Origin of the sequence: Streptomyces tatrensis, assembly GCF_049310065.1 — a bacterium.
GTDB lineage: Bacteria > Actinomycetota > Actinomycetes > Streptomycetales > Streptomycetaceae > Streptomyces.
Window position 1 is genome coordinate 233541 of the sequence record NZ_JBMDLB010000011.1, and the last position, 19914, is coordinate 253454.

Genomic DNA, 19914 nt, shown 5'->3' on the forward strand with positions numbered 1-19914 from the left:
CCGCATGCCGGGCACCACCGGAAGGATCACAGCCATGCCCCCCGCCGATTCGCCCCACACCGGCGACGCCGTGCTCGTCAGCCATCCGACGCCGCTCGGCACACTGACCCTCGGGGCAACCGGCAATGCCCTCGTGTACTGCGCCTTCGGCGCGCCGGAGGACCTGCGCCCACGCCTCGCCTCGCTCCCGGCAGCGCCGGCCCCGGGTCCGGACCGCGGAGCGGACCGGACCGCCGGGGACGTCCTCGACGAGGCGCGCGCCCAGCTCGACGCGTATCTGAGCGGCCGGCTGCGGCAGTTCTCGCTTCCGCTGGACTTGCGCCTGGCCACCCCCTTCTCCCGCGAGACGGTCTCGGCGCTGACGCACTTCGTCCCGTACGGCACGACCGGCACCTACGGCGCCCTCGCCGAGCACCTCGGGCGGCCCCGGGCGGCCAGGGCGGTGGGGACGGCGCTCGGCTCCAACCCGCTGTGCGTCGTGCTGCCCTGCCACCGCATCGTCGGCGTCTCCGGGCGTTTCACCGGGTACGCGGGCGGCGCCGCCGCCAAGCAGTACCTCCTCGAGCTGGAAGCCGACTGACCCCGGCCGGCCCCCAGCGGCCTCGCGGCCGCCCGTGAACGGGGGCCGGCGGCCACATCCCCCGCGCCGCCGGCCCCTCCCCCACTTCTTCCGGTTCTTTCGGGCCCTTCCCCACTTCCCCAGCCCTTCCCCGGCCCTTCCCCCGCCCTGATGCAACCCATTCCCGCGCTCCGGTGTTCGGTTCTGTGTGACACGGTCCTGATACGAGTGGGGAGTGAGCATCCGCATGCGCGACTTACCCGAGAGCAAGCCCGGCTGGTGGGGGGAGGAGCTTCTTGCACGGCACCCGGCGGACGCCGTCTGGGCGCAGGCCGGACACGAGGTGACCTACCGGGACCTGCGCGACCGGACGGGCAGGCTCGAAGGGCTGTTCAGGGCGCACGGGATCCGGCCCGGCAGCACCGTGGCCCTTCAGGGCACCCCCAGCTTCTCCCAGGTGTGGTCGGTCTTCGCCCTGTGGTCGATCGGTGCCCAGGTGATGCTGATGGGGCAGGAGATACGCGGCCGCGAGCTCAGCCGGCTCCTCGACCGCTGCCGGCCCCAGTTCCACGTCTCCTTCGGATCGGCCGGACCCTCCCTGCTCGCCTTCCACGACGAGTGCGAGGTCCTCGTGCGCCGCATGCGCGGGGGCGCCCGCGCCACCACCGACCACTGCCTGGTCCACTTCACCTCCGGCAGCACGGGATTCGCCAAGGCCGTCGGGCGCACACCGGAGTCCCTGCTCGCCGAGCTCGACGTCTTCCACCGCATCGGCGGCATGCCCGAGGCAGGCTCGCGCGTGCTCGTCCTGGGCTCGGTCGCACACTCCTTCAACCTGGTCGGCGGCCTCCTGCACAACATGAACGTCGGTGCCGCCACCGTCTTTCCGACCCGTGCCGGGCGCCCTGCCGCGCTGCGCGCCGCCATCCGCTCGCGCACCGACACCATCCTGGGCACCACCGGGCACTTCACGGAACTCGCCCTGGCCGAACGCCCCGTACGGGTGCCGGGCCTGCGGCGTGCGATCTCCGGCGGCGACCGGCTCGACGACCGGGTGCACGCGCGGTTCACGGAGCGCTACGGCGTCCGCATCGGCCAGGCGTACGGGACGACCGAGACCGGCATCGTGGCCGCCGACCCCACGGGCTGGTACGGCCCGGGCACGGTGGGGCTGGTCGTGCCGATGGCGCGGGTGCGGATGGAGGGCGGGGAGTTGCAGGTGCGTCTGGCCCGTACCCCCTACCTCGGCGAGGAAGAGCCACCCGCGCGCTTCCTCGCCGACGGTCCGCACGGTGGGGCCGGCTGGCTCAGCACCCGTGACCGGGCGGTCTTCGACCCGGCCAGCGGGGCGCTGCGGATCCTCGGCAGGATCGACCCGTTCGCGGACCGCGGCAGCCTGACCCGCGGGGCGGACCGCGACTTGCTCCTCGACCGGACCGCCGGGCGGGCCCTGACCCGCGGCGGGCGGCCCTCGCGGTGAGCCGTTGCCGACGACGCTCACGGCAGCGCAGCGGCGGCAGCGGCGGCAGCGCAACCGGTGGACCGCGGAAGGTGTTCATCTAATGAGAGGTTCGGACGGCCACTGGACCCCTAGACCTCTCGCACCATCCGGCCCGACGACGCCGCGTACGGGGCGGCGTCGTCAAGGTCCCGGGCGTTGAGGATCCGGTGCTGCAACTGCTGCACCGGGGATTCAGCCGCAGGCGGCTGAATACCTCCAGGGCGCGCGCCCTGGATCCGACGATGTCCAGAACACGCATGTACTGGTAATTCAACCCCTCATGCAGGGGGTACTCCGACACCGCGACCGCCAGGTCTGAAAGCGCCTCGTGATAGTGGCCGACGCGGATGCGGACTTCCGAGAGAATTTCCACGACACCGAGCCTGGATTCTTCGAGCTGAATCCGCTGGGATTCGAGCGCGGGCCCGGTCACGATGTCCACAAACGCAGGACCCCGCCAGGACGCGAGAGCCCGCGTCAGCAAATCGATTCCCTCGGCCAGAGCACCTTCACGTATGACTCTTCGACCTGGTTCGGCGAGCTCCAGATAGCGCCGGTAATCGAATTGTCCGGCCGCATCGCTGAAGGTGTAACCGCCCGGCCGCGTGAGGAGCATCTCACCGGCAACCACCCGGACGGGAGCCCCTGTGAGCTGGGACAACACCTTGCGCGACTGGAGCACGTACGTCTGGATGCTCCTCAGCGCACTCACCGGCGGGGCATCACCCCACACTTCGCGCACCAAGGAGGAGGCGGGGAGTATTCCTCCTGCATTTGACAGCAGCAGGGCGAGTACGGTGCGGGGTTTCGGGGCGAGTTCGACGTATCTGGGCGGCTCATTTTTCGATATGACAAGAGGGCCTAATATTCCGATCTCCATTCAGACTCCAAAGCAAGCATCGTATGTCGCCGAATACGATCCCAGGCAGCTCGTGGGGGGTGGTGAATTTGTGGAAGAATCTACGCATGTGCGACTTGCAGCATGCCAAAACATCCTACATCAAGCAACAGTGATCCACACGGGCCCACTCATTGAGAGAATTGCTTACTTTTTCTTCACACGGCGCACTTGAAGCATTCACGCGCGGTGGGCGCCTTTCCCCGTCCGAAGCCAGTAGGAGCGGGCCGCGATGGTCAGGGCAATGCCGTAGACGGCGAAGGCGACTATCCCGACCCAGCCGACCATCAGCGCGTCGCCCGAGGAATGGAAGTCGCCGGGTCTCATGGTCACTGCGCCGGCTGTGGCCAGGACCAAGTACGCGACTCCCACGACGCCGTACGGCGCGAGCGTGGCAGCGCCCAGCAGAGCCGGGGCGAGCGGGAGCCAGCGCGGCACTCGACGACCGTGCAGGAACAGCGTCCAGCGCGGAAAGACCTGCCCCCACGGGCGAACCAGGCCCCAGAGCAGGAAGACGCCGAGGACGGCCAGCAGCGCGGTGGGGTCCAGGCCCCAGGACTCCAGGGTGAGGAAGATCCCCGAGGCGCCGTTCCGCTCCGAAACCGCGAGCATCTCCTCGCCGGTGATACCCGCGAACGTGCCGCCGGACGCCCAGACCAGCTTCATCGCCGCGTACGGGACGAAGGCCAGCGTCCCGGCCCAGGCGGCGAGTTGGCTGAGCCGCGACACACCGGCCGACGCTCCTACGGCAGTTCCGGCGGGCAGGCGGTCGGACCTGGCGGTGGCTGCGAGCAGGACCGCCCCGACCGCCGCCAGGGCCTTGTTCGCAGCGGACGCCCGGCTGTCCACCCCCTGACCGACCATCAGCGTGATCACATCCATGAGCAGGCTGAACGCGGTGATCCCGGCAAGTCCACAGGCCACCCAGAGCAGCACCCGCAACTCCGGCCGCAGCCCGTACCGCACCACCGCACCGCTGACCGAAGTCACCAGCACGCCCACCGCCACGACCACCCACCCGAGCCCGGTGGCCCATGGGCCACCGCCGTGGTGGAGCAAGGAGGTCCCGCTCAGCGCGCACGCCAGGCCGAATCCGGCGTACAGCACCCCCCACAGCACCGTTGCCCAGGCCACCCGGCGCGGCCGTCGCTGCCACCGGGCACTCCGGGGGGCCTTCATCGTCCGTTCCACACTGGTCATGCTCCGAACGTCGCACCGACGGCGGAGGGCGGCGTCAGCCGCCGGACCGATGTCTCTCCCCCAGCCGGGTGAGGAACCACTGACGCCAAGGTATGAGTTACACGGCAGGGCAGAGCCGGGCCGAGGGCTTGCGGGCGGCGAGGGCTAGGCGGTGGTGGGGAGGAGGTCGGCGACGAGGGCGGCGAATTCCTCGGGGTCGAGGATGCGGATGCCCAGTTCTTCCGCCTTGGCGCGCTTGGATCCGGCCTTCTCGCCCGCCACCAGGAGGGTGGTGCGCTTCGACACCGACGACGATGCCTTTCCGCCGGCCCGCTCGATCAGTTCGTTCATCTCGTTCCGGGACAGCACCGCAAGGGGGCCGGTCATGGAGCCGGTCACCACGACGGCCTGGCCGGTCAGCGGGCCGCCCGCCTTGTCCTCGCCGTCGCTCGCGTCGGTTGCCTCGGTTGCGGGCTGCTGCGGCTCGGTGACCTGCGTGCCGACCCGCTGGGCCTGGAGCCTGTCGAGGAGCGGTGCGAGTTCGACGAGTTCGGCCGCAATGACGCGGGCCTTCTCGGTGCCGATGCCGTCGACTGCGGCCAGCACGTCCGCGTCGGCGGCCCGGATCGCGGCCATCGAGCCGAAGTGCGCGGCAATCCGCCGCGACATCGTACGACCGGTGCCGCGGACACCGAGGGCGCAGAACACGCGGCTCAATGCGGCCCCGCGGGCAGTCTCGATCGCGGCCAGGAGGTTGGCGGCGCTGGTCTCGCCCATCCGCTCCAGACCGAGGAGCTGCTCGCGGGTCAGCGTGAACAGGTCGGCGACGTCCTTGACCAGGCCGGCGTCCACCAGCTGGATCGCGCGCGTGCCGCCGAGGCCTTCGATGTCGAGCTGGTCGCGGCCGGCCGCGTAGATCACCGAGGCAACGGCCTGGCAGCTGCGGCCGCGCACGCACCGCCACCGCTGCTCGGAGGTGTCGATCGCGTCGCCACAGCGGGGGCAGACCTCGGGGAAGACGATCGGGCTCTCGGCACCGGTGCGCTGGTCGACCAGCGGTGCCTCTACCCGGGGGATCACGTCGCCGGCCCGGTAGACGAACACCTGGTCGCCGATCATGAGCCCGCGACGGGTGATGTCGGACGGGTTGTGGAGCGTGGCGTAGGTGACCGTCACCCCGTCGATGACCACGGGCTCCAGGACGGCGCGCGGGGCGATGATCCCGGTCCGGCCGACGTTCCACTCCACCGCCAGCAGGCGCGTCACCTTGTGTTCGGCCGCCAGTTTGCGGGCCACCGCCCATCTAGGGGCCCGCGAGCCGCTGCCGGCCTGCATCTGGTCCTCGGCCGTGTCGGCCTTGACGACGACTCCGTCGATCCCGAACGGCAGGTCTGCGCGCAGGCCGGCGATCACGTCGATGCGCTCTTGCACCTGCTCCACGGTCTCGCAGCGCATCGGGGCGGCGGCCGTGCCGGCGGCCGTGTTCGCGCCGAGCGCGGCCAGGTTCTCCAGCAGGGCGACATGGCCGAGGTCGTTCAGGCCGATCGCGCTGTAGGCGAAGAAGGTCAACTCGATCCGGTACGGGCGGTCCTTGGCGCGCAGGGTGCCGGCCGCTCCGCTGCGCGGGTGCGCGAAGGGCGTGGCCTCGTGGGCGAGCCGGATCCGGTTGGCCTCCTCGAACTGTTCGGTCGTCAGCAGCACCTCGCCGCGCAGCTCGACGTCGATCGCCTCGGTCAGTACCGGGGGCAGACCGAGGACGGCATCGGCGGCGTGGGTGATGTCCTCGCCGGCCAGGCCGTCGCCGCGGGTGAGGACCTGAACGAGCCTGCCGCCCCGGTAGCGAGCGGCGATCGCGAGGCCGTCGAGCTTCGGCTCCACACACCACCCGGCCACGGGGTGCCCCAGACGCCGTTCCAGCCCCGCCGCCCACTCGGCGAGCTCGTCGGCGTCGAAGACGTTGTCGAGGGAGAGCATGGGAACCGAGTGCGGCACATCGCCCTGCACAGCCCCGCCCGCGACCTTCCCGGTCGGCGACTCGGCAAGCACCTCGTCCGGGTGGGCCTCCTCGTAGGCCGCGATGGCGCGGAGCAGCCCGTCGTATTCGTCGTCTCCGAGCGGGGTGGTCCCGTCGCCGTAGTACGCGGCCGACGCCGCCACGGCGGCGGTCACGGCCTCCGTGTAGGCGAGAGGGGAAAGCAGGGCGCTGTTTTCGGTCATGCAGGTCATCATGCTGCCCGGCACTGACAATGCCGCCGGAGCTCCCCCCCGTGCCGCGCCACTCGACCGGGCGCTCTGCGGCACAGGGGGAACGACGGAGGCGGTGAGCTAACCTGCCCCGCATGCACAGTCAGTTCACCGGCTGGCCTGAGCAGGCCATGGATGTGTTGTGGCAGCTCCAGGGCGAACCGACCCACACGACCCGTGAGCGCTGTCGCGCGGACCGCGAACGCCTGGTCCGGGAGCCGATGATCGCCCTGCTCAACGAGGTCGCGGACGCCGACTCCCGATACGAGGACTTCTCCGTCTGGCACTACGGCACCGACTCCTGGTGGTGGCAGAACCAGAGCGCGGTGATCCGCCTCGGCCGCAAGGTCGAGATCGGTCTCCGCTTCTCCCTGGACGGCCTGCGGATCCAGGGCGCCTGGTGGTACCCCGATCCCGGCCAGGTCGACAGGTTCCGCAAGGCCGTGGCCTCCGAGGGGAGCGGCCGCGAACTGTCCGCCATCGTCGAGGACCTGCGGAAGCAGGGCTACGAGATCTCCGGGGACGTGATGAAACGTCCCCCGCGCGGCTATCCGACGAACCACTCCCGTACGGACCTGCTGCGCCACCGCTCGCTGATCGCCGCCCGCCCCCTCGGCTCCGAGGAGTGGCTGCACACCCCCGAGGCGGTCGCCCGGGTCCTCGCGGCCGCCGGCGACCTGGACGCGCTGCTCACGTGGCTGGTCCGCCACGTGAAGCATGCCGCCTGACACATGCCCTTCCCCGTGCTGGGTATCAGCCGCTGAGGTCGAACACGCCCCACAGGCCGACTTCCGTTGGCTCGACGGACGTTTCGGTGGGCTCTCCGTGGGCGAGTCGGTCCCGCCCCTCGCCGTAGCCGCCGTAGAAGGCCACCCGATCGCCGTGGACGGCCACGGCATGGGCACCCAGGCTCCGTCTGACGTCCAGTCGAGCCGGCCCGTGGCGCTCCAGCGGCGGATTCCGGCCGGGTTCTCGTCGAAGTACCCGAGGTCTCGCGGCCGAGCGCGTCGAAGACCTCAACCTGGTTCGTCTCCGCGTCCTCGTACCGGCGGGCGCGGGACGCGGCGACGACGAACCCGGCGTCGGGCAGACGGTCAAGGTCCGACCAACGGGCCCGCACGGCGCTCAGCTCGGCGAGTTCGACATCACCGCACGGGTGGACGGAGACGACCAGGGCATAGAAGGGAAGGACATCGACGCCAGGCTGCGGAGCGCGGTCGGCAAGCAGCCGACGGCCGACCTCGTGGCAAGCCATTTCGGCGCGTCACCCCGGGCGCCGTCGCCCTCCTGCGGGCCCTCATCCCGTCGGCCGGCTATGGGGTCGCCGCACGGAAGAGGGCCAGGAGTGCCTGGGCCGATGGGGTGTCCGCGTCGAAGAACTGCGTGGCCAGCGCGGGTGGCACGGCTGTTCCGTGCATGCGGACCTCGTGGCAGCTAAAGCAGAACGCCGCTTCGAACAGTGCCAGGTCGAGAGAGTCCTCGTACGCCCGGACGCTCCAGCTCGGCGAGAAGCCGCAACGGTGTTGCCCACTGCCGGGCAGGTTCTCGATCAAGGTCAGGGCGTCGGTGGCCTCGCTCCCGGCCCAGTGGGCGACCGCCCTGCCGGGGTACGGGGCGCCCCGCTTGGCCGGGAGGGCGGAGATCCTCACGACCTCGATCAGAACGGTGGCGGCAAGGGCTTCGGCGGGGAGCTGCATGTGCGCAGTCTGCCCTCCGGGCAGCCATCGACGGCATTCGCGAAAGGCATGCGCCCCGGCGGTAGAGCGGAGGTCGAGCAGGTAGCGGACTATCGGGTCTGCTGGTCGAGCAGCTCCGCGATCCGGAGCGTGCGGTGTCCGGCTGGAGGACGCGGTCGGGGTAGTAGGGGGTGTGACGGCAGTAGCCGGCGCCTCCGGTGTGCACGATCAGGAACCGGCTCCCGCGGGGGATGGTGCCGCCCTCGATCGAGGCGAGGGCGCCCACCAGGCCGTGTACGCCGGGGCGTTCGTACGGTCTCCCGTCCGGGGTCGAGCAGATGTGGAGGCCGGCACCGCGGAGGCGGTCGAGCGCTTCGTCCTCCTGAACGAGGTGGTGGGCGTCGGGCAGGACGCGAACCTGTCCCCCCGGTGCTCGCGCAGATGCCGCGGACCTCCTCGACCAGGTCGTCGGTGAGGATCCGGCGGAACGGCGTCGGCTCCGTCATCCGGCCCGTGGCGCCCCCCACGGGGGTGTTAGACAACGCGTCCACGAACGGGGGTACCGCCTCCTGCTGGATGCCCAGGAAGTGCGGCCACCGTGCGGCGGGGCTCTCCATTTCGGCCAGTCCGCGGTAGAAGCCGAGGGGGCCGTAGGCACTGCGGTGTGGTCCTCGGCGTCGCGTACGAAGCGTGCGCGCAGCTTGTCGTGCATGGCCGCGCGCGCAACGGCCAGTTCCCCCACGCACAGGGTGATGGCCCCCGTGGCGACCGCGTGCAGCTTCACGGTGTGCTGCACCGAACCACCGGCCGGCAGCGTGGGCGTAGTCAGGGCCATCGTGTTCTGCGCGACGTGCGCCTTGCTCCTGGCCGTGATCGTCGCGTGCGCCCGCCGGGGGCCCCTCGTGCCGTCCGGCTCCGCGCCACCCGGGCTCGATGGCGAAAGCTGTCCCCAGCCTTCACCCGGCATGAGGACCTTGTCTCCGAGCCCGCTGAAGCCGAACTACGGCTCCCCGGCCGTCACAGCCTCCCCCGCAGCCAACACACCGCCACTGAACAGCATCGCGATCGCGACACCGGCACCGGCACCGGCACCGGCACCGGCATCCAAGGGCCTTCGCATGTTTCCCCCCAGGAATCGATCAATCGGGGGACGCTAGCACCCGACGACCGTTGCACACAGGCTCGTTCCCGGCCATGCGGCACCTACCTGCTGGGACAGCCCACCTATCCTGTGCGGATGATCCATCCAATCGAACTCGTCATATTCGACTGCGACGGCGTCCTGGTCGACAGCGAACGCATCGCGGTGCGCGTGGACGCACTCGTCCTGGCCAAGCTGGGATGGAGCCTGACCGAAGCCGATATCGTCGACCGGTTCATGGGCCGCTCGAGCCAGTCGATGACGCGGCAGATAGAGGAGCACCTCGGGCACAGCCTGCCGGCCGACTGGGAGGAGGAGTTCAAGCACCTCTACCGCGATGCGTTCACCGCTGAACTCACCCCCGTCGAGGGCATCATCGACGCCCTCGATGCGCTCACGGGCCTCCCCACCTGCGTGGCATCCAGCGGGAGCCACGACAAGATGCGCTTCACACTGGGGCTCACCGGTCTCTACCCGCGCTTCGAAGGCCGCATCTTCAGCGCCACCGAGGTCGAGCACGGCAAACCCGCCCCGGACCTGTTCCTCCACGCCGCGCGACAGATGGGAATCGCGCCCGAGGCATGCGCCGTGATCGAGGACAGCCAGTACGGTCTTCAAGCCGCCCGAGCCGCAGGCATGCGGGCATTCGCCTACGCCGGGGGGATGACCCCCGCGGACCGACTCGAAGGTCCCGGCACCGTTGTCTTCGACGACATGCGCAAACTGCCCGGCCTCCTCGCGGATCAGTGACCACCACCTGGCCACTCAGCGCCATCAACCACAGGAACTGACTTCACCCCGCGAGGTCTCGCCAGAAGGGGACGGCCGCTTGGCCGGCACAGGCTCCGTCCTGACGATCCGGCCCGCAGGCAGGTATCGGTGCGAACAGACGGGCACCGTCTTCGGCCGAAGGAGAGAGCACTCCGGTCCGTCACTACACTCGCGACCTCAACCCGACCTGGATTTGAGGCAACGCGCCTGTGAACCCGAACCAGCGTTCTCGGCCGCAGATCCTGCTCATCGGCGGAGGCGCAGGCTGCGGCAAGACCGCTCTCGCCCGCGCCCTTGCAGATTCGGTGCCCGGCGCAGCGCTGGTCCACCTCGACTCCTGCTACCACCGCGACCCTGACCTGGCCCCCAGCGTCCCCCGCTTCGACGGGCCGGGGCGGGTCGTCGACTTCAGCGACCCGCTCGCCCTCGACCGTGTGCGCATCGAAACCGCGATCGCCGAGCACTCGACCGCTCCGCTCGTGATCGTGGAGGGCACCTTCGCGCTCGCCCTGCCGGAGCTCACCGCCATCGCCACGTTCAGCGTGTACGTCGACACCCCTGCCGACATCCGCGTCGTCCGCAAAACCCTCCGCAAACTCCAAGAGGGCCTGGACCCGACCCCAGGACTGCTCGGGTACGACACGAGTCACCGGTCCTACGCCCGCCACGTCGCCCCCACCCGCCGGCACGCGCACCTCGTCCTCGACGGGACCGGCTCCGTCGACGAACTCGCTGCCGAGCTCCGGGCCTGTCTGACCAAGCAGCGCCGGAACACCTCGGCGCCGTAGCCGCCGCGTTCTCACCGTCATGTGGTGTCGAGCCGTTCGTCGCTGTTCCCCATGACTTGCATGGCGGCGCCGGCTGGTCCCGGGGGTACGAGGCTGCGGTCAGCGCGATCGTGCCGGTCATCGGAGCGGAGCTGGACGCCCCGGCATTTCGGCCGTGTTGCAGGTTCGTGGCCATCGCTACGAGAGGGTTCCCGTGCTCGGGGACGGACTCCTAGGGTCCGTCGGGAATCGCGATCAAGGAGTGACCCGCCATGCCCCTCGACCTGTCCGACGAGAGCCAGTACGACCGTGCGCGCCTGCGCCAGTGGGCGCGTGGCCGCGCCCGCTCGGCCGGAGTGGACCGCCGTGACCTGCTGAGGCTCTTCGCTGCGGGAGCGGCGGCCGGCACGCTCGGGCTGGGCGCCGTCGGGACGGCCGAAGCCGCCGAAGCCGCGGTGGCCGCGGGAACCGCCGTCCTGCCTTCGATCGTGAAGCCGCTGCCGCCCGAGCTGTTCACGATCCGGGGGACCAACGCGGAGACGAAGTTCGCCGCCCTGCGCGGCACGGGCCAGGTGACTCCCGTCGACCGGTTCTTCGTGCGCAACCACACCGCCACGCCGCGCCTCGACCAGGACGGCTGGCGGCTGAAGGTGTGGGGCGACGCGCTGTCCGGCGGGCCGGTGGAGTTCTCGTACGACCGGCTGCGCGCCCTGCCCGTGGTCGAGCGGACGCTGTTCATCGAGTGCGCGGGCAACGGCCGGAGCTTCTACACCACCCAGCAGGGCCAGACGGTGACCGGGACGGCATGGACCCTCGGCGCCATCGGTGTGGCCCGCTGGCGCGGGGCCCGGCTCTCGGACGTGCTGCGGCAGGCCGGGGTGACCCGCGCAGCCGTGGACGTACTGCCCCGGGGCCTGGACGACGAGGTGGTCACCAACGGCGTGAACCTGGGCCGGGTACGGCGCCCGCTGCCGGTGTCGAAGGCACTGGACGACGTGATCCTCGCGTACGAGATGAACGGCGAGCCGCTGCCGGCCGACCACGGCGGGCCGGTCCGGGTGGTCGTTCCGGACTGGATCGGGATCTCCTCGATCAAGTGGGTCGGCGACATCGAGGTGAGCGGGCAGCCGCTGTACACGCCGTGGAACACCGACCTGTACCGGCTGTTCGGGCCCGACCAGCCGCCGCAGGGCAGCGCGCCCCTGACCCGGCAGACCCTCAAGAGCGCCTTCGAGCTGGAGCTGGGCGCGACCGTGCCCGTGCACCGCACGAAGCTGCTGACCGGACGTTCCTGGTCCGGGGCGGCCCCCGTGCACCAGGTGGACGTCAGCACCGACGGGGGCGCCCACTGGCGGCGGGCCCGGCTGCACGACGTGCCGCGCCGCGGCAGCTGGGTGCGCTGGTCGGTGCCGTGGACGCCGCGGACCCCGGGGGCGACCGCCCTGCTGGCACGGGCCACGGACGCGACCGGGCGGACGCAGCCCGCGACGGCCGCGCACAACACCCAGGGGTACCTCTTCGACGCGGTCGTCCGCCACCCGGTCACGGTGGTCTGAGCCTTCCGGGACACCGTCACCGAAAAGTGGGGCAGGCCGGGTTTCGCCCCCTGCCCTCACGGGGGACTGCCAGGATGGGGCAGAGCTACGTGATGTCCGCTTTTCGGGAGGCCGAGTTGACCATTCCAGAGGCCACGGGTCCCAAGGTCCCGCCGTCGTACCCACCGCGGTCGCCACCCCCGCAGAAGAAGCCGGTGGAAGCCCCGCGGCCCCAGCCGGTCGTGAAGCCGAAGAGCGAGCTGGGCACGGCACGGCCGCGTATGCGGATCAGCAACCGGCAGACCGCGGCCCTGACCTTCCGGGCGGACGAGTGGGCCGCGAAGAAGGCCGCCGGCCAGGCCCTGCAGACGGTTCGGGGCTGGGGCTACCCGGGACTGGACGAGCAGGACCTGGAGGCCGCCGTCCGGCTCCTGGTCGACGCGGCCGTGCGGGACGGCGGGCGGCGCATCAGCGTGCACCTCGGTGACCAGGCGGACAAGATCCTCGTGGTCGCCCTCAGTCACCGGGCCGGGGCCGGGACCCTTCCCGAGGGCGATGTCTTCACCGAGCTCAGGGCACTGGCCACCGTGGACAGCTGCGGCGACGACCTCGCCGACGACGGCCGCCGCGTCTGGGCGGTCCTCGACGCCGCACCCCGTACCCCCTACGCGCGAAAAGCCCGCGGCAGCACCCCTGCCGGTTCCTGACACAAAGCCTCCGACACGCGTGCTGTTGAATGAAGTCATGTGGTTAACAGGTGTGTTGGTCGGGATGCTCGTCTTCCTGCTTGTGGTGGTGGCGCCCGCGATGGTGGGGCGGCGGCTTCTAGGGGTGCGGGCGGGGGTGGTGCGGGTCGCGGTCGCGGGGATGTGCGGGCTCGCGGTGTCCGGAGCTCTGCTCGGGCCTCGGCTGGAGCAGGAGTCGGGGGAGCTCGCGCCGCTGCTGTCCTTGATGGTCGGGGTGGGCATGATCGCCTCGATGGTGGTGCTCGTCGCGCTGGACATCCTGGTGCCCGTGGGTGCCGTACGGCCACTCGTGTGGGTGCAGTCGGTGCGGGGGCGGATCGCCCGGGCGCGGCGGTACTCCGGGGTGGTGCGCATCGCCACCCGGCACGGTCTCGGGCCCTACCTGCGAGGGCGGCGGCGCGCTCCGGGGGTGCGGCACGAGTTGCTGGCGCGGGAGCTGCGGCAGGCGTTGCAGGCCGGCGGGACCGCCTTCGTGAAGCTGGGGCAGCTGATGTCGACCCGACGGGACCTGCTGCCCGAGGTGTACATCGAGGAGCTCAGTCTCCTTCAGGACCAAGTGCCGCCCGCGCCCTGGAGCGAGGTCGAGACCCACCTCGAAGAAAGCCTGGGAGCGCCGGTGCAGGACGTGTTCGCCACGTTCGAGCGGGTCCCGCTGGCCGCGGCCTCCATCGCGCAGGTGCACGCGGCCGTCCTGCACGACGGCACCGAGGTCATCGTCAAGGTGCAGCGGCCCGGGATACCGGAACTCGTGGAGCGCGATCTGGACATCGTCGGGCGCCTGGCCGCCGCCCTGAGCGTCCGCACCGTCTGGGGGCGCGGTCTCGGGCTGAACGAGCTTGCGCAGGGCTTCGCCGTCGCGCTGCGCGAGGAGCTGGACTTCCGCGTCGAGGCGCGCAACATGACCGCGGTGCGCCGGGCCGCCGAGGCTCGCGGCGACTCCAGCATCGCCGTCCCCGTCCTGCACGGGCAGTTCAGCACCGAGCGCGTCCTCGTCATGAGCCGGGTCGAGGGCACCTCGCTCGGCAAGGCGGTCCCCGACGACGAGCAGCACGGCACCGAACTGGCCGAGACGCTGCTCACCGCGCTGCTCAACCAGATCATGCTGGACGGCGTCTTCCACGCCGATCCGCACCCCGGCAACATCCTGCTCCAGCCCGACGGCACGGCCGCCCTGCTCGACTTCGGATCCGTCGGCCGGATCGACGCCGGGCTCCGCGAGTCCATGGGTGGGCTCTTCCTCGCCGTCGACCGCGGCGATCCGCTTGCCCTGCGCGAGTCCCTCCTGGAGATCACCGACCGTCCCGCGGAGGTCGACGAACAGCGGCTGCTGCGCGTGCTCGGGCAGTTCAGCGCCCGCCACCTGGGGCACGGCTCCGCGCCCGACGCGCAGATGTTCAGCGATCTGTTCCGGCTGGTGGCCGCCTTCCGGCTGGCGGTTCCGCCGGAGATCGCGGCCGTGTTCCGGGCGCTGGCCACCCTTGAGGGCACACTGATCCGCCTCTCCCCCGGCTTCAACATGCTGCAGGCGTCCCGTACGTACGCCTCGGCCCGGCTCGCAGACCGGCTGGGACCGCAGAGCGCCCGTGACACGGCCCGCGACGAGCTGATCGCGCTGTTGCCCGTCCTGCGACGGTTGCCGCGCCGTCTCGACCGCCTCGGCAGTGCACTCGAGGAGGGCCGGTTCGGGGTCAACGTGCGGCTCTTCGCCGATCTCCGCGACCGGCGGGTCGTCGGCGAGCTCGTCGGGCGGGTGGTACACGCCCTCGTCGGGATCTTCCTCGGGTTCGCCGGCCTCCAACTCCTCGGAATGGACGGCGGCCCGCGCGTGACCGAGAACCTCGCGCTGTACGGGCTGATGGGCTGCAACCTCCTGGTGCTGTCCGCCGCCATCGTCCTGCGTACCGTCTACGTCACCAGCCGGCCCATGGAATAGCCGGCTTCTTGGGCACGGCCCCTACCTCTGACCGCTGTTCATCCCCGGCGCAGTGCGGAGCGGCCCGCGTAGCGCGCCGAGGAGCCCAGCTCTTCTTCGATCCGGATCAGCTGGTTGTACTTGGCCGTGCGGTCGGAGCGCGACAGCGAGCCGGTCTTGATCTGGCCGCAGCCGGTCGCCACCGCCAGGTCCGCGATGGTGGTGTCCTCCGTCTCGCCCGAGCGGTGCGACATGACGGCCGTCCAGCCCGCCCGGTGGGCCGTGGCGACCGCGGCCAGTGCCTCGGTCAGGGTGCCGATCTGGTTGACCTTGATCAGGATCGAGTTGCCGGCGCCGGTACTGATGCCCTCGCGCAGCAGTGTCTCGCTGGTGCAGAACAGGTCGTCGCCGGTGAGCTGGCAGCGGTCGCCGACGCGGGCGGTCAGCTCGCGCCAGCCGTCCCAGTCGTTCTCCGCCATCGGGTCCTCGACGGAGAGGATCGGGTAGGCGTCGATCAGCTTGACCAGGTACTCGACGTTCTCGGAGGGGGTGCGGCGCACTCCCTCGCCCGCGTAGTCGTAGACCCCGTCGCTGAAGAACTCCGAGGACGCCGGGTCCATGATCAGGCCGATGTCCGTGCCGGGGCGGTAGCCGGTGCGCTCGATGGCGGCCATCACGAAGTCGAGGGCCTCCTCGGCGGTACGCAGCGCGGGCGCGAAGCCGCCCTCGTCGCCGACGCCCGTGGAGTGGCCGGCGGCCAGCAGGTCGCGGCGCAGGGTGTGGAAGACCTCGCTGCCCATGCGGACGGCTTCGGCGAAGGTGTCGGCGCCCACGGGCGCGATCATGAACTCCTGGAAGTCCAGCGGATTGTCGGCGTGGGCACCGCCGTTGACGATGTTCATCATCGGCAACGGCAGGAGGTGGGCGTCGGCGCCGCCGAGGTGGCGGGACAGGGGCCGGCGGTGGGCCGCCGCGGCGGCCTTCGCGGCGGCGGCCTTCGCGGCGGCGAGGGAGACGCCGAGGATCGCGTTGGCCCCGAGCCGGGACTTCGTGGCGGTGCCGTCGAGGGCGACCAGGGCGGCGTCGAGGCCGGCCTGGTCCGCCGCGTCCCGGCCGCTCACGGACGCCGCGATCTCCCCGTTGGCGTGGGCCACCGCTCGGTCGACGCCCTTGCCGTGCCAGCGCGTGGAGTCCCCGTCGCGCAGTTCCACGGCCTCCCGGGCGCCGGTGGAGGCGCCGGAGGGGACGGCCGCACGCCCCAGGGACCCGTCCGCCAGGACGACGTCGACCTCGACCGTGGGGTTGCCCCGGCTGTCGATGATCCGGCGGGCGGTGATGGTCTCGATGGTGGTGTCGACGTTTCCGACTGCCTGTGTGGACATGGGTGGTTCCTCCCCGTGCTCGCATGTCGTGGCCCCGGCTGCGACAACGCTGGCGCTGAGCCCGACAAGGCCAGACAATACAGCAATGCTGTTCAGTTTGGCTGTACAGCATTGCTGTGCTGGTCACGCGCGCAACAGTGCTGACCAGCGGGGTAAGGTGCCTCATGCCCACCCCGGAAGCCGCCGCCATCGCCGCAGAACTGCGTACCGCCATGGGGAAGCTCACCCGGCGCGTCAAACACGAGGACCACATCCCGCTGGGCCAGGTCGCCGTGCTCGGCACGCTCGACCGCGACGGCGCCATGACGACCAGCGACCTCGCCGCCGATCAGCGCGTACGCCCCCAGTCGATGGCCCGGGCGGTGGGGCTCCTCATGGAGCAGAACCTGATCACGCGCCGGGCGCACCCCACGGACGGCCGCAAGTCGCTGGTCGAGCTGACGCACGCGGGCCGGGCCGCACTCGAAGCGGGGCGCGGCCGCAGGGCCGGCTGGCTCGCCCAGGCCATCGAAGCCGAACTCACGGATGAGGAGCGGGCGTTGCTGGCGCAGAGCGCGGCCCTGCTGGAGCGGCTCGCCACACGCTAGCGCTGTGACCGTGCCGGGACACCGGCAGCCGCCCAGCGCGGAAGCGTGCCGCCTCGGCAGAGTTTCAGGCGTTGTTCCAGACCGGCGCGGTCGGGCGGGCGAAGCCGTAGGCTTGCCGTTCTCGATGATGTGCGAGCTGGGTGACGGGGCTACCGTCGGTGTCATGACTGCTGACTCCCTGCGCTCCGTCACCGTCGAGCGAACCGGTCCGGGCACGTTCACCGCGACCAATTCCCGCGGCGACACGATCACCTTCGGGACCGGATCCGACGGCGGCTTCACCCCCGTCGAGCTCTTCCTCGCCGCGATCGGCGGCTGCTCCGCGGCCGACGTGGACGTCGCCACCACCCGGCACGCCGAACCCGCCGAGTTCTCCGTGGCCGTCCACGGGCACAAGACCGAAGACGCGGGCGGCAACCGCATGACCGACCTCGAGGCCGCCTTCACCGTCCACTTCCCCGCAGGGGAGGCCGGCGACCGGGCCCGCGCAATCCTGCCGCGCGCCGTAAAGACCTCCCACGACAAGCTCTGCACCGTGAGCCGCACGGTGGAAGCCGGCACCCCGGTCACCGTGCGGGTCGTCGACACGGACTGACCAGCCGGGCCGACGGTCATGCGCACGACGGGCGAGGATGCGCAGCCACACGATCTGGAGGGCCTGTCAAGTAACGAATAGCCGGGGCTACGGCCCCGTCCCCGACCGGGGCACGGTGGAAATCCACCGTCCTGCACCAGCGCAGGACGAACCGCCACCCGGATCGGAGTCCCCCGATGTCCCGTCGCGCAGGTGTCTTCGTGACCCGCCGTCCCGGACTCGTCCTCTTCACCGCCCTCGTGTTCCTCGCACTGTCCGTCGTGTTCGGTGCGCAGGCCACCGGCCGGCTGAAGACTCAGGGGTACGACGATCCCCGGTCCGAGTCCAGCCGCGCCGCCCGCGTGGCCGCCGAGCGCCTGGGGGCCTCCCCCAACCTGGTAGTCGTCGCAGAGGCATCCGGCGGTTCCGTCGACGGCCCGGCGGCCCGGAGCGAGGGCGAGGACCTGAGCCGCCGGCTCGCCGCCCAGCCGCACGTGAGCGCCGTGACCTCGTACTGGACCGGCGGCGCGGCGGAGCTGCGCAGCCGGGACGGCCGTGCGGCCATGCTGGTCGCGCACGTCGAGGGGGAGGGCGAGCAGCTCGGTGCGCGGGCCGAGCGGCTGAGCGAGGAGCTGACCGCTCCCGGCGCCCCCTACGCGGCCCTGACCGTGCACGTGGGAGGGTCGGCGCTCACCGACGCCGAGCTCCAGGACATCGCGGAGTCCGACCTGAAGCGGGCCGAGGCCGTCGTGCTGCCGGGCACCCTGATCCTGCTGGTCCTGGCGTTCGGCAGCGTCGTGGCCGCCGCGCTGCCGCTGCTGATCGGAGTCCTCGCCATCGCCGGGACCCTGCTGGTCCTGAGCGTCCTCGGCTCCGTCACCGACGTGTCCGTGTTCGCGCTGAACCTCACCACGGCGCTCGGCCTGGGGCTGGGCATCGACTACGGGCTGCTGATCGTCTCGCGGTTCCGCGAGGAGCTCGCCGCCGGGTACCTGCCGCGGACGGCCGCGATCCGGACCGTGCGCACCGCCGGCCACACGATCGCCTTCAGTGCCGCGACGGTCTCCGCCGCGCTCGCGACGCTGCTGGTGTTCCCGCCGTACTTCCTGCGCTCCTTCGCCTACGCGGGCATCGCCGTGGTGGCCATCGCCGCCGTGAGCGCCGTGACCGTCCTGCCCGCTCTGCTCGCGCTGCTCGGCAAGCGCGTGAACGCCTGGCCCGTGCCGTGGCGCCGCCGGGCCCGTACCGGCTCCGGATCGCGCTTCTGGGAGGGGCTGGCGCGGATCGTCGTACGCCGCCCGCTGCTCGCGGCGCTGCCGGTGATCGGCCTGCTGGTGCTGCTCGCCGCGCCGTTCGCGCACGCCGGTTTCGCCACCCCCGACGACCGGGCGCTGCCGACGAGCGCGGCCAGCCGGCAGACCGGTGACCTGGTGCGCGATGCGTTCGACATGAAGGGCGCCGACGCGCTCACCGTCTCCGTGACGGGCACGGCGCCCCGGGTGGCACGGGAGGACTACGTCCGCAGGCTGTCCGCACTCCCCCAAGTCGCACAGGCGTACGAGGTCGCACAGGTTTCCCCGGTCGCCGGGTCCGAGGGCGGCGGTCCGGCCCAGCTCTCGGTGGTTCCGCGGGTCGACGCCCGCTCGCGGGCGGCCCAGCAGCTCGTGCACGACGTCCGCGAGACCCCCGCCCCGGCGGGCACCAGGGTCCTGGTCGGCGGACCGAGCGCGGTACTGGTCGACGCCAAGGACACCGTGGGCGACCGGATCCCGCTGGCCCTCGCCCTGATCACCGTCACCACGTTCCTGCTGCTCTTCGGCTTCACGCGCAGTCTGCTGCTGCCTCTCAAGGCCATCGCGCTGAACGCCCTGAGCCTGACGGCCGTCCTCGGAGCGATGGTGTGGATCTTCCAGACGGGCCATCTGAGCGGCCTGCTCGGTTTCACGCCCGGACCGCTCAGTACGACCATGCCGGTGCTGCTGTTCTGCATCCTCTTCGGGCTCTCGGTGGACTACGAGGTGTTCGTCCTGGCCCGGATCAAGGAGGCGCGCGACGCCGGGGAGGACGACACCGACGCGATCGTCACGGGCATCGCCCGGACGGGAGGCATCGTCACCACGGCCGGCGCCCTGCTCGCGTTCACCCTCTTGAGCTTCGGCAGCTCCCAGGTCTCCCTCCTGCAGTTCTTCGGCATCGGCGCGGGTCTTGGCGTCCTCCTCGACGCCACGCTTGTACGGGGCGTCCTCGTACCGGCGCTCATGCGCCTGGCGGGCGGCCTGAACTGGTGGGCACCGAAGGCGCTGAGGCCCAGAGCGCCGCAGCCGGCGCCCCGGCCGCCACCTGCCACCGCGAGGCGGTGCGCCCCGGGCCGTTGCTCCCCGAGCCGCACCGTCGTCCGTACCCACGCCCACGCGCGCCGCTGACCACCAGGCGCTCCCCCTC

At 71.4% G+C, this 19914-nt stretch carries 16 protein-coding genes; 11 read left to right on the forward strand and 5 right to left on the reverse strand.

Annotated elements, in window-relative coordinates:
- Window positions 1–34 precede the first annotated feature (34 nt).
- On the forward strand, window positions 35–580 hold the full coding sequence (locus ACODT5_RS16760; RefSeq protein WP_422520093.1) for a methylated-DNA--[protein]-cysteine S-methyltransferase: 546 nt from the start codon (window positions 35–37) through the stop codon (window positions 578–580).
- 226 nt (window positions 581–806) lie between these two features.
- Window positions 807–2039 carry a class I adenylate-forming enzyme family protein gene (locus tag ACODT5_RS16765; protein WP_422520094.1) on the forward strand — a complete coding sequence of 411 codons (1233 nt, stop codon included), beginning with the start codon at window positions 807–809 and terminating at the stop codon, window positions 2037–2039.
- 79 nt (window positions 2040–2118) lie between these two features.
- Here the strand turns inward: ACODT5_RS16765 and ACODT5_RS16770 are convergent, their stop codons facing one another.
- The 3 genes from ACODT5_RS16770 to ligA form a co-directional block, all read right to left on the reverse strand.
- Window positions 2119–2940, reverse strand: a complete 822-nt coding sequence (locus tag ACODT5_RS16770) for an AfsR/SARP family transcriptional regulator (protein ID WP_422520095.1) — start codon at window positions 2938–2940, stop codon at window positions 2119–2121.
- A 198-nt stretch (window positions 2941–3138) separates the two neighbouring features.
- A complete protein-coding gene (locus tag ACODT5_RS16775) occupies window positions 3139–4158 on the reverse strand; it encodes a hypothetical protein (RefSeq protein WP_422520096.1) in 1020 nt (339 codons plus the stop codon).
- A gap of 144 nt (window positions 4159–4302) precedes the next feature.
- Window positions 4303–6363 (reverse strand): NAD-dependent DNA ligase LigA, encoded by a 2061-nt coding sequence (ligA, locus tag ACODT5_RS16780; RefSeq protein ID WP_422524941.1) that lies wholly within the window; start codon window positions 6361–6363, stop codon window positions 4303–4305.
- Between the two features lie 113 nt (window positions 6364–6476).
- On the opposite strand from ligA, the gene ACODT5_RS16785 reads away from it, so the two are divergent.
- Complete coding sequence (locus ACODT5_RS16785; protein ID WP_422520097.1) at window positions 6477–7109, forward strand: DUF2461 family protein; 633 nt, start codon at window positions 6477–6479, stop codon at window positions 7107–7109.
- A 585-nt stretch (window positions 7110–7694) separates the two neighbouring features.
- On the opposite strand, the gene ACODT5_RS16790 is transcribed toward ACODT5_RS16785, so the two are convergent.
- On the reverse strand, window positions 7695–8078 hold the full coding sequence (locus ACODT5_RS16790; RefSeq protein ID WP_422520098.1) for a hypothetical protein: 384 nt from the start codon (window positions 8076–8078) through the stop codon (window positions 7695–7697).
- 1216 nt (window positions 8079–9294) lie between these two features.
- Here ACODT5_RS16790 and ACODT5_RS16795 point away from each other — a divergent pair.
- The 5 genes from ACODT5_RS16795 (at window position 9295) to ACODT5_RS16815 (ending at window position 14950) form a co-directional block, all read left to right on the forward strand.
- Window positions 9295–9948, forward strand: a complete 654-nt coding sequence (locus tag ACODT5_RS16795) for an HAD family hydrolase (protein ID WP_422520099.1) — start codon at window positions 9295–9297, stop codon at window positions 9946–9948.
- Between the two features lie 230 nt (window positions 9949–10178).
- Window positions 10179–10757, forward strand: a complete 579-nt coding sequence (locus tag ACODT5_RS16800) for a uridine kinase family protein (RefSeq protein WP_422520100.1) — start codon at window positions 10179–10181, stop codon at window positions 10755–10757.
- Between the two features lie 251 nt (window positions 10758–11008).
- Window positions 11009–12292: a sulfite oxidase gene (locus ACODT5_RS16805; RefSeq protein ID WP_422520101.1), complete on the forward strand. Its 1284-nt coding sequence runs from the start codon at window positions 11009–11011 to the stop codon at window positions 12290–12292.
- Window positions 12293–12486: 194 nt separating this feature from the next.
- A complete protein-coding gene (locus ACODT5_RS16810) occupies window positions 12487–12978 on the forward strand; it encodes a hypothetical protein (protein WP_422520102.1) in 492 nt (163 codons plus the stop codon).
- 64 nt (window positions 12979–13042) lie between these two features.
- Window positions 13043–14950 carry an ABC1 kinase family protein gene (locus tag ACODT5_RS16815; RefSeq protein WP_422520103.1) on the forward strand — a complete coding sequence of 636 codons (1908 nt, stop codon included), beginning with the start codon at window positions 13043–13045 and terminating at the stop codon, window positions 14948–14950.
- A gap of 38 nt (window positions 14951–14988) precedes the next feature.
- On the opposite strand, the gene eno is transcribed toward ACODT5_RS16815, so the two are convergent.
- Window positions 14989–16311 (reverse strand): phosphopyruvate hydratase, encoded by a 1323-nt coding sequence (gene eno, locus ACODT5_RS16820; RefSeq protein WP_422520104.1) that lies wholly within the window; start codon window positions 16309–16311, stop codon window positions 14989–14991.
- A gap of 164 nt (window positions 16312–16475) precedes the next feature.
- On the opposite strand from eno, the gene ACODT5_RS16825 reads away from it, so the two are divergent.
- The 3 genes from ACODT5_RS16825 to ACODT5_RS16835 all read left to right on the forward strand — a co-directional run bounded on the left by ACODT5_RS16825 (window position 16476) and on the right by ACODT5_RS16835 (window position 19895).
- Window positions 16476–16898: a MarR family winged helix-turn-helix transcriptional regulator gene (locus ACODT5_RS16825; protein WP_422520105.1), complete on the forward strand. Its 423-nt coding sequence runs from the start codon at window positions 16476–16478 to the stop codon at window positions 16896–16898.
- Between the two features lie 163 nt (window positions 16899–17061).
- On the forward strand, window positions 17062–17493 hold the full coding sequence (locus tag ACODT5_RS16830; RefSeq protein WP_422520106.1) for an OsmC family protein: 432 nt from the start codon (window positions 17062–17064) through the stop codon (window positions 17491–17493).
- Window positions 17494–17693: 200 nt separating this feature from the next.
- Window positions 17694–19895, forward strand: coding sequence for an MMPL family transporter (locus ACODT5_RS16835; protein WP_422520107.1), 2202 nt, complete (start codon window positions 17694–17696; stop codon window positions 19893–19895).
- Window positions 19896–19914: the final 19 nt, after the last annotated feature.

Excerpts from the sequence above, each read along its gene's own strand:
- ACODT5_RS16760 (WP_422520093.1), top strand. The coding sequence starts at position 35 with ATGCCCCCCGCCGATTCGCCCCACACCGGCGACGCCGTGCTCGTCAGC.
- ACODT5_RS16765 (WP_422520094.1), top strand. The coding sequence starts at position 807 with ATGCGCGACTTACCCGAGAGCAAGCCCGGCTGGTGGGGGGAGGAGCTT.
- ACODT5_RS16770 (WP_422520095.1), bottom strand. The coding sequence starts at position 2,940 with ATGGAGATCGGAATATTAGGCCCTCTTGTCATATCGAAAAATGAGCCG.
- ACODT5_RS16775 (WP_422520096.1), bottom strand. The coding sequence starts at position 4,158 with ATGACCAGTGTGGAACGGACGATGAAGGCCCCCCGGAGTGCCCGGTGG.
- ligA (WP_422524941.1), bottom strand. The coding sequence starts at position 6,363 with ATGACCTGCATGACCGAAAACAGCGCCCTGCTTTCCCCTCTCGCCTAC.
- ACODT5_RS16785 (WP_422520097.1), top strand. The coding sequence starts at position 6,477 with ATGCACAGTCAGTTCACCGGCTGGCCTGAGCAGGCCATGGATGTGTTG.
- ACODT5_RS16790 (WP_422520098.1), bottom strand. The coding sequence starts at position 8,078 with ATGCAGCTCCCCGCCGAAGCCCTTGCCGCCACCGTTCTGATCGAGGTC.
- ACODT5_RS16795 (WP_422520099.1), top strand. The coding sequence starts at position 9,295 with ATGATCCATCCAATCGAACTCGTCATATTCGACTGCGACGGCGTCCTG.
- ACODT5_RS16805 (WP_422520101.1), top strand. The coding sequence starts at position 11,009 with ATGCCCCTCGACCTGTCCGACGAGAGCCAGTACGACCGTGCGCGCCTG.
- ACODT5_RS16815 (WP_422520103.1), top strand. The coding sequence starts at position 13,043 with ATGCTCGTCTTCCTGCTTGTGGTGGTGGCGCCCGCGATGGTGGGGCGG.
- eno (WP_422520104.1), bottom strand. The coding sequence starts at position 16,311 with ATGTCCACACAGGCAGTCGGAAACGTCGACACCACCATCGAGACCATC.
- ACODT5_RS16825 (WP_422520105.1), top strand. The coding sequence starts at position 16,476 with ATGCCCACCCCGGAAGCCGCCGCCATCGCCGCAGAACTGCGTACCGCC.
- ACODT5_RS16830 (WP_422520106.1), top strand. The coding sequence starts at position 17,062 with ATGACTGCTGACTCCCTGCGCTCCGTCACCGTCGAGCGAACCGGTCCG.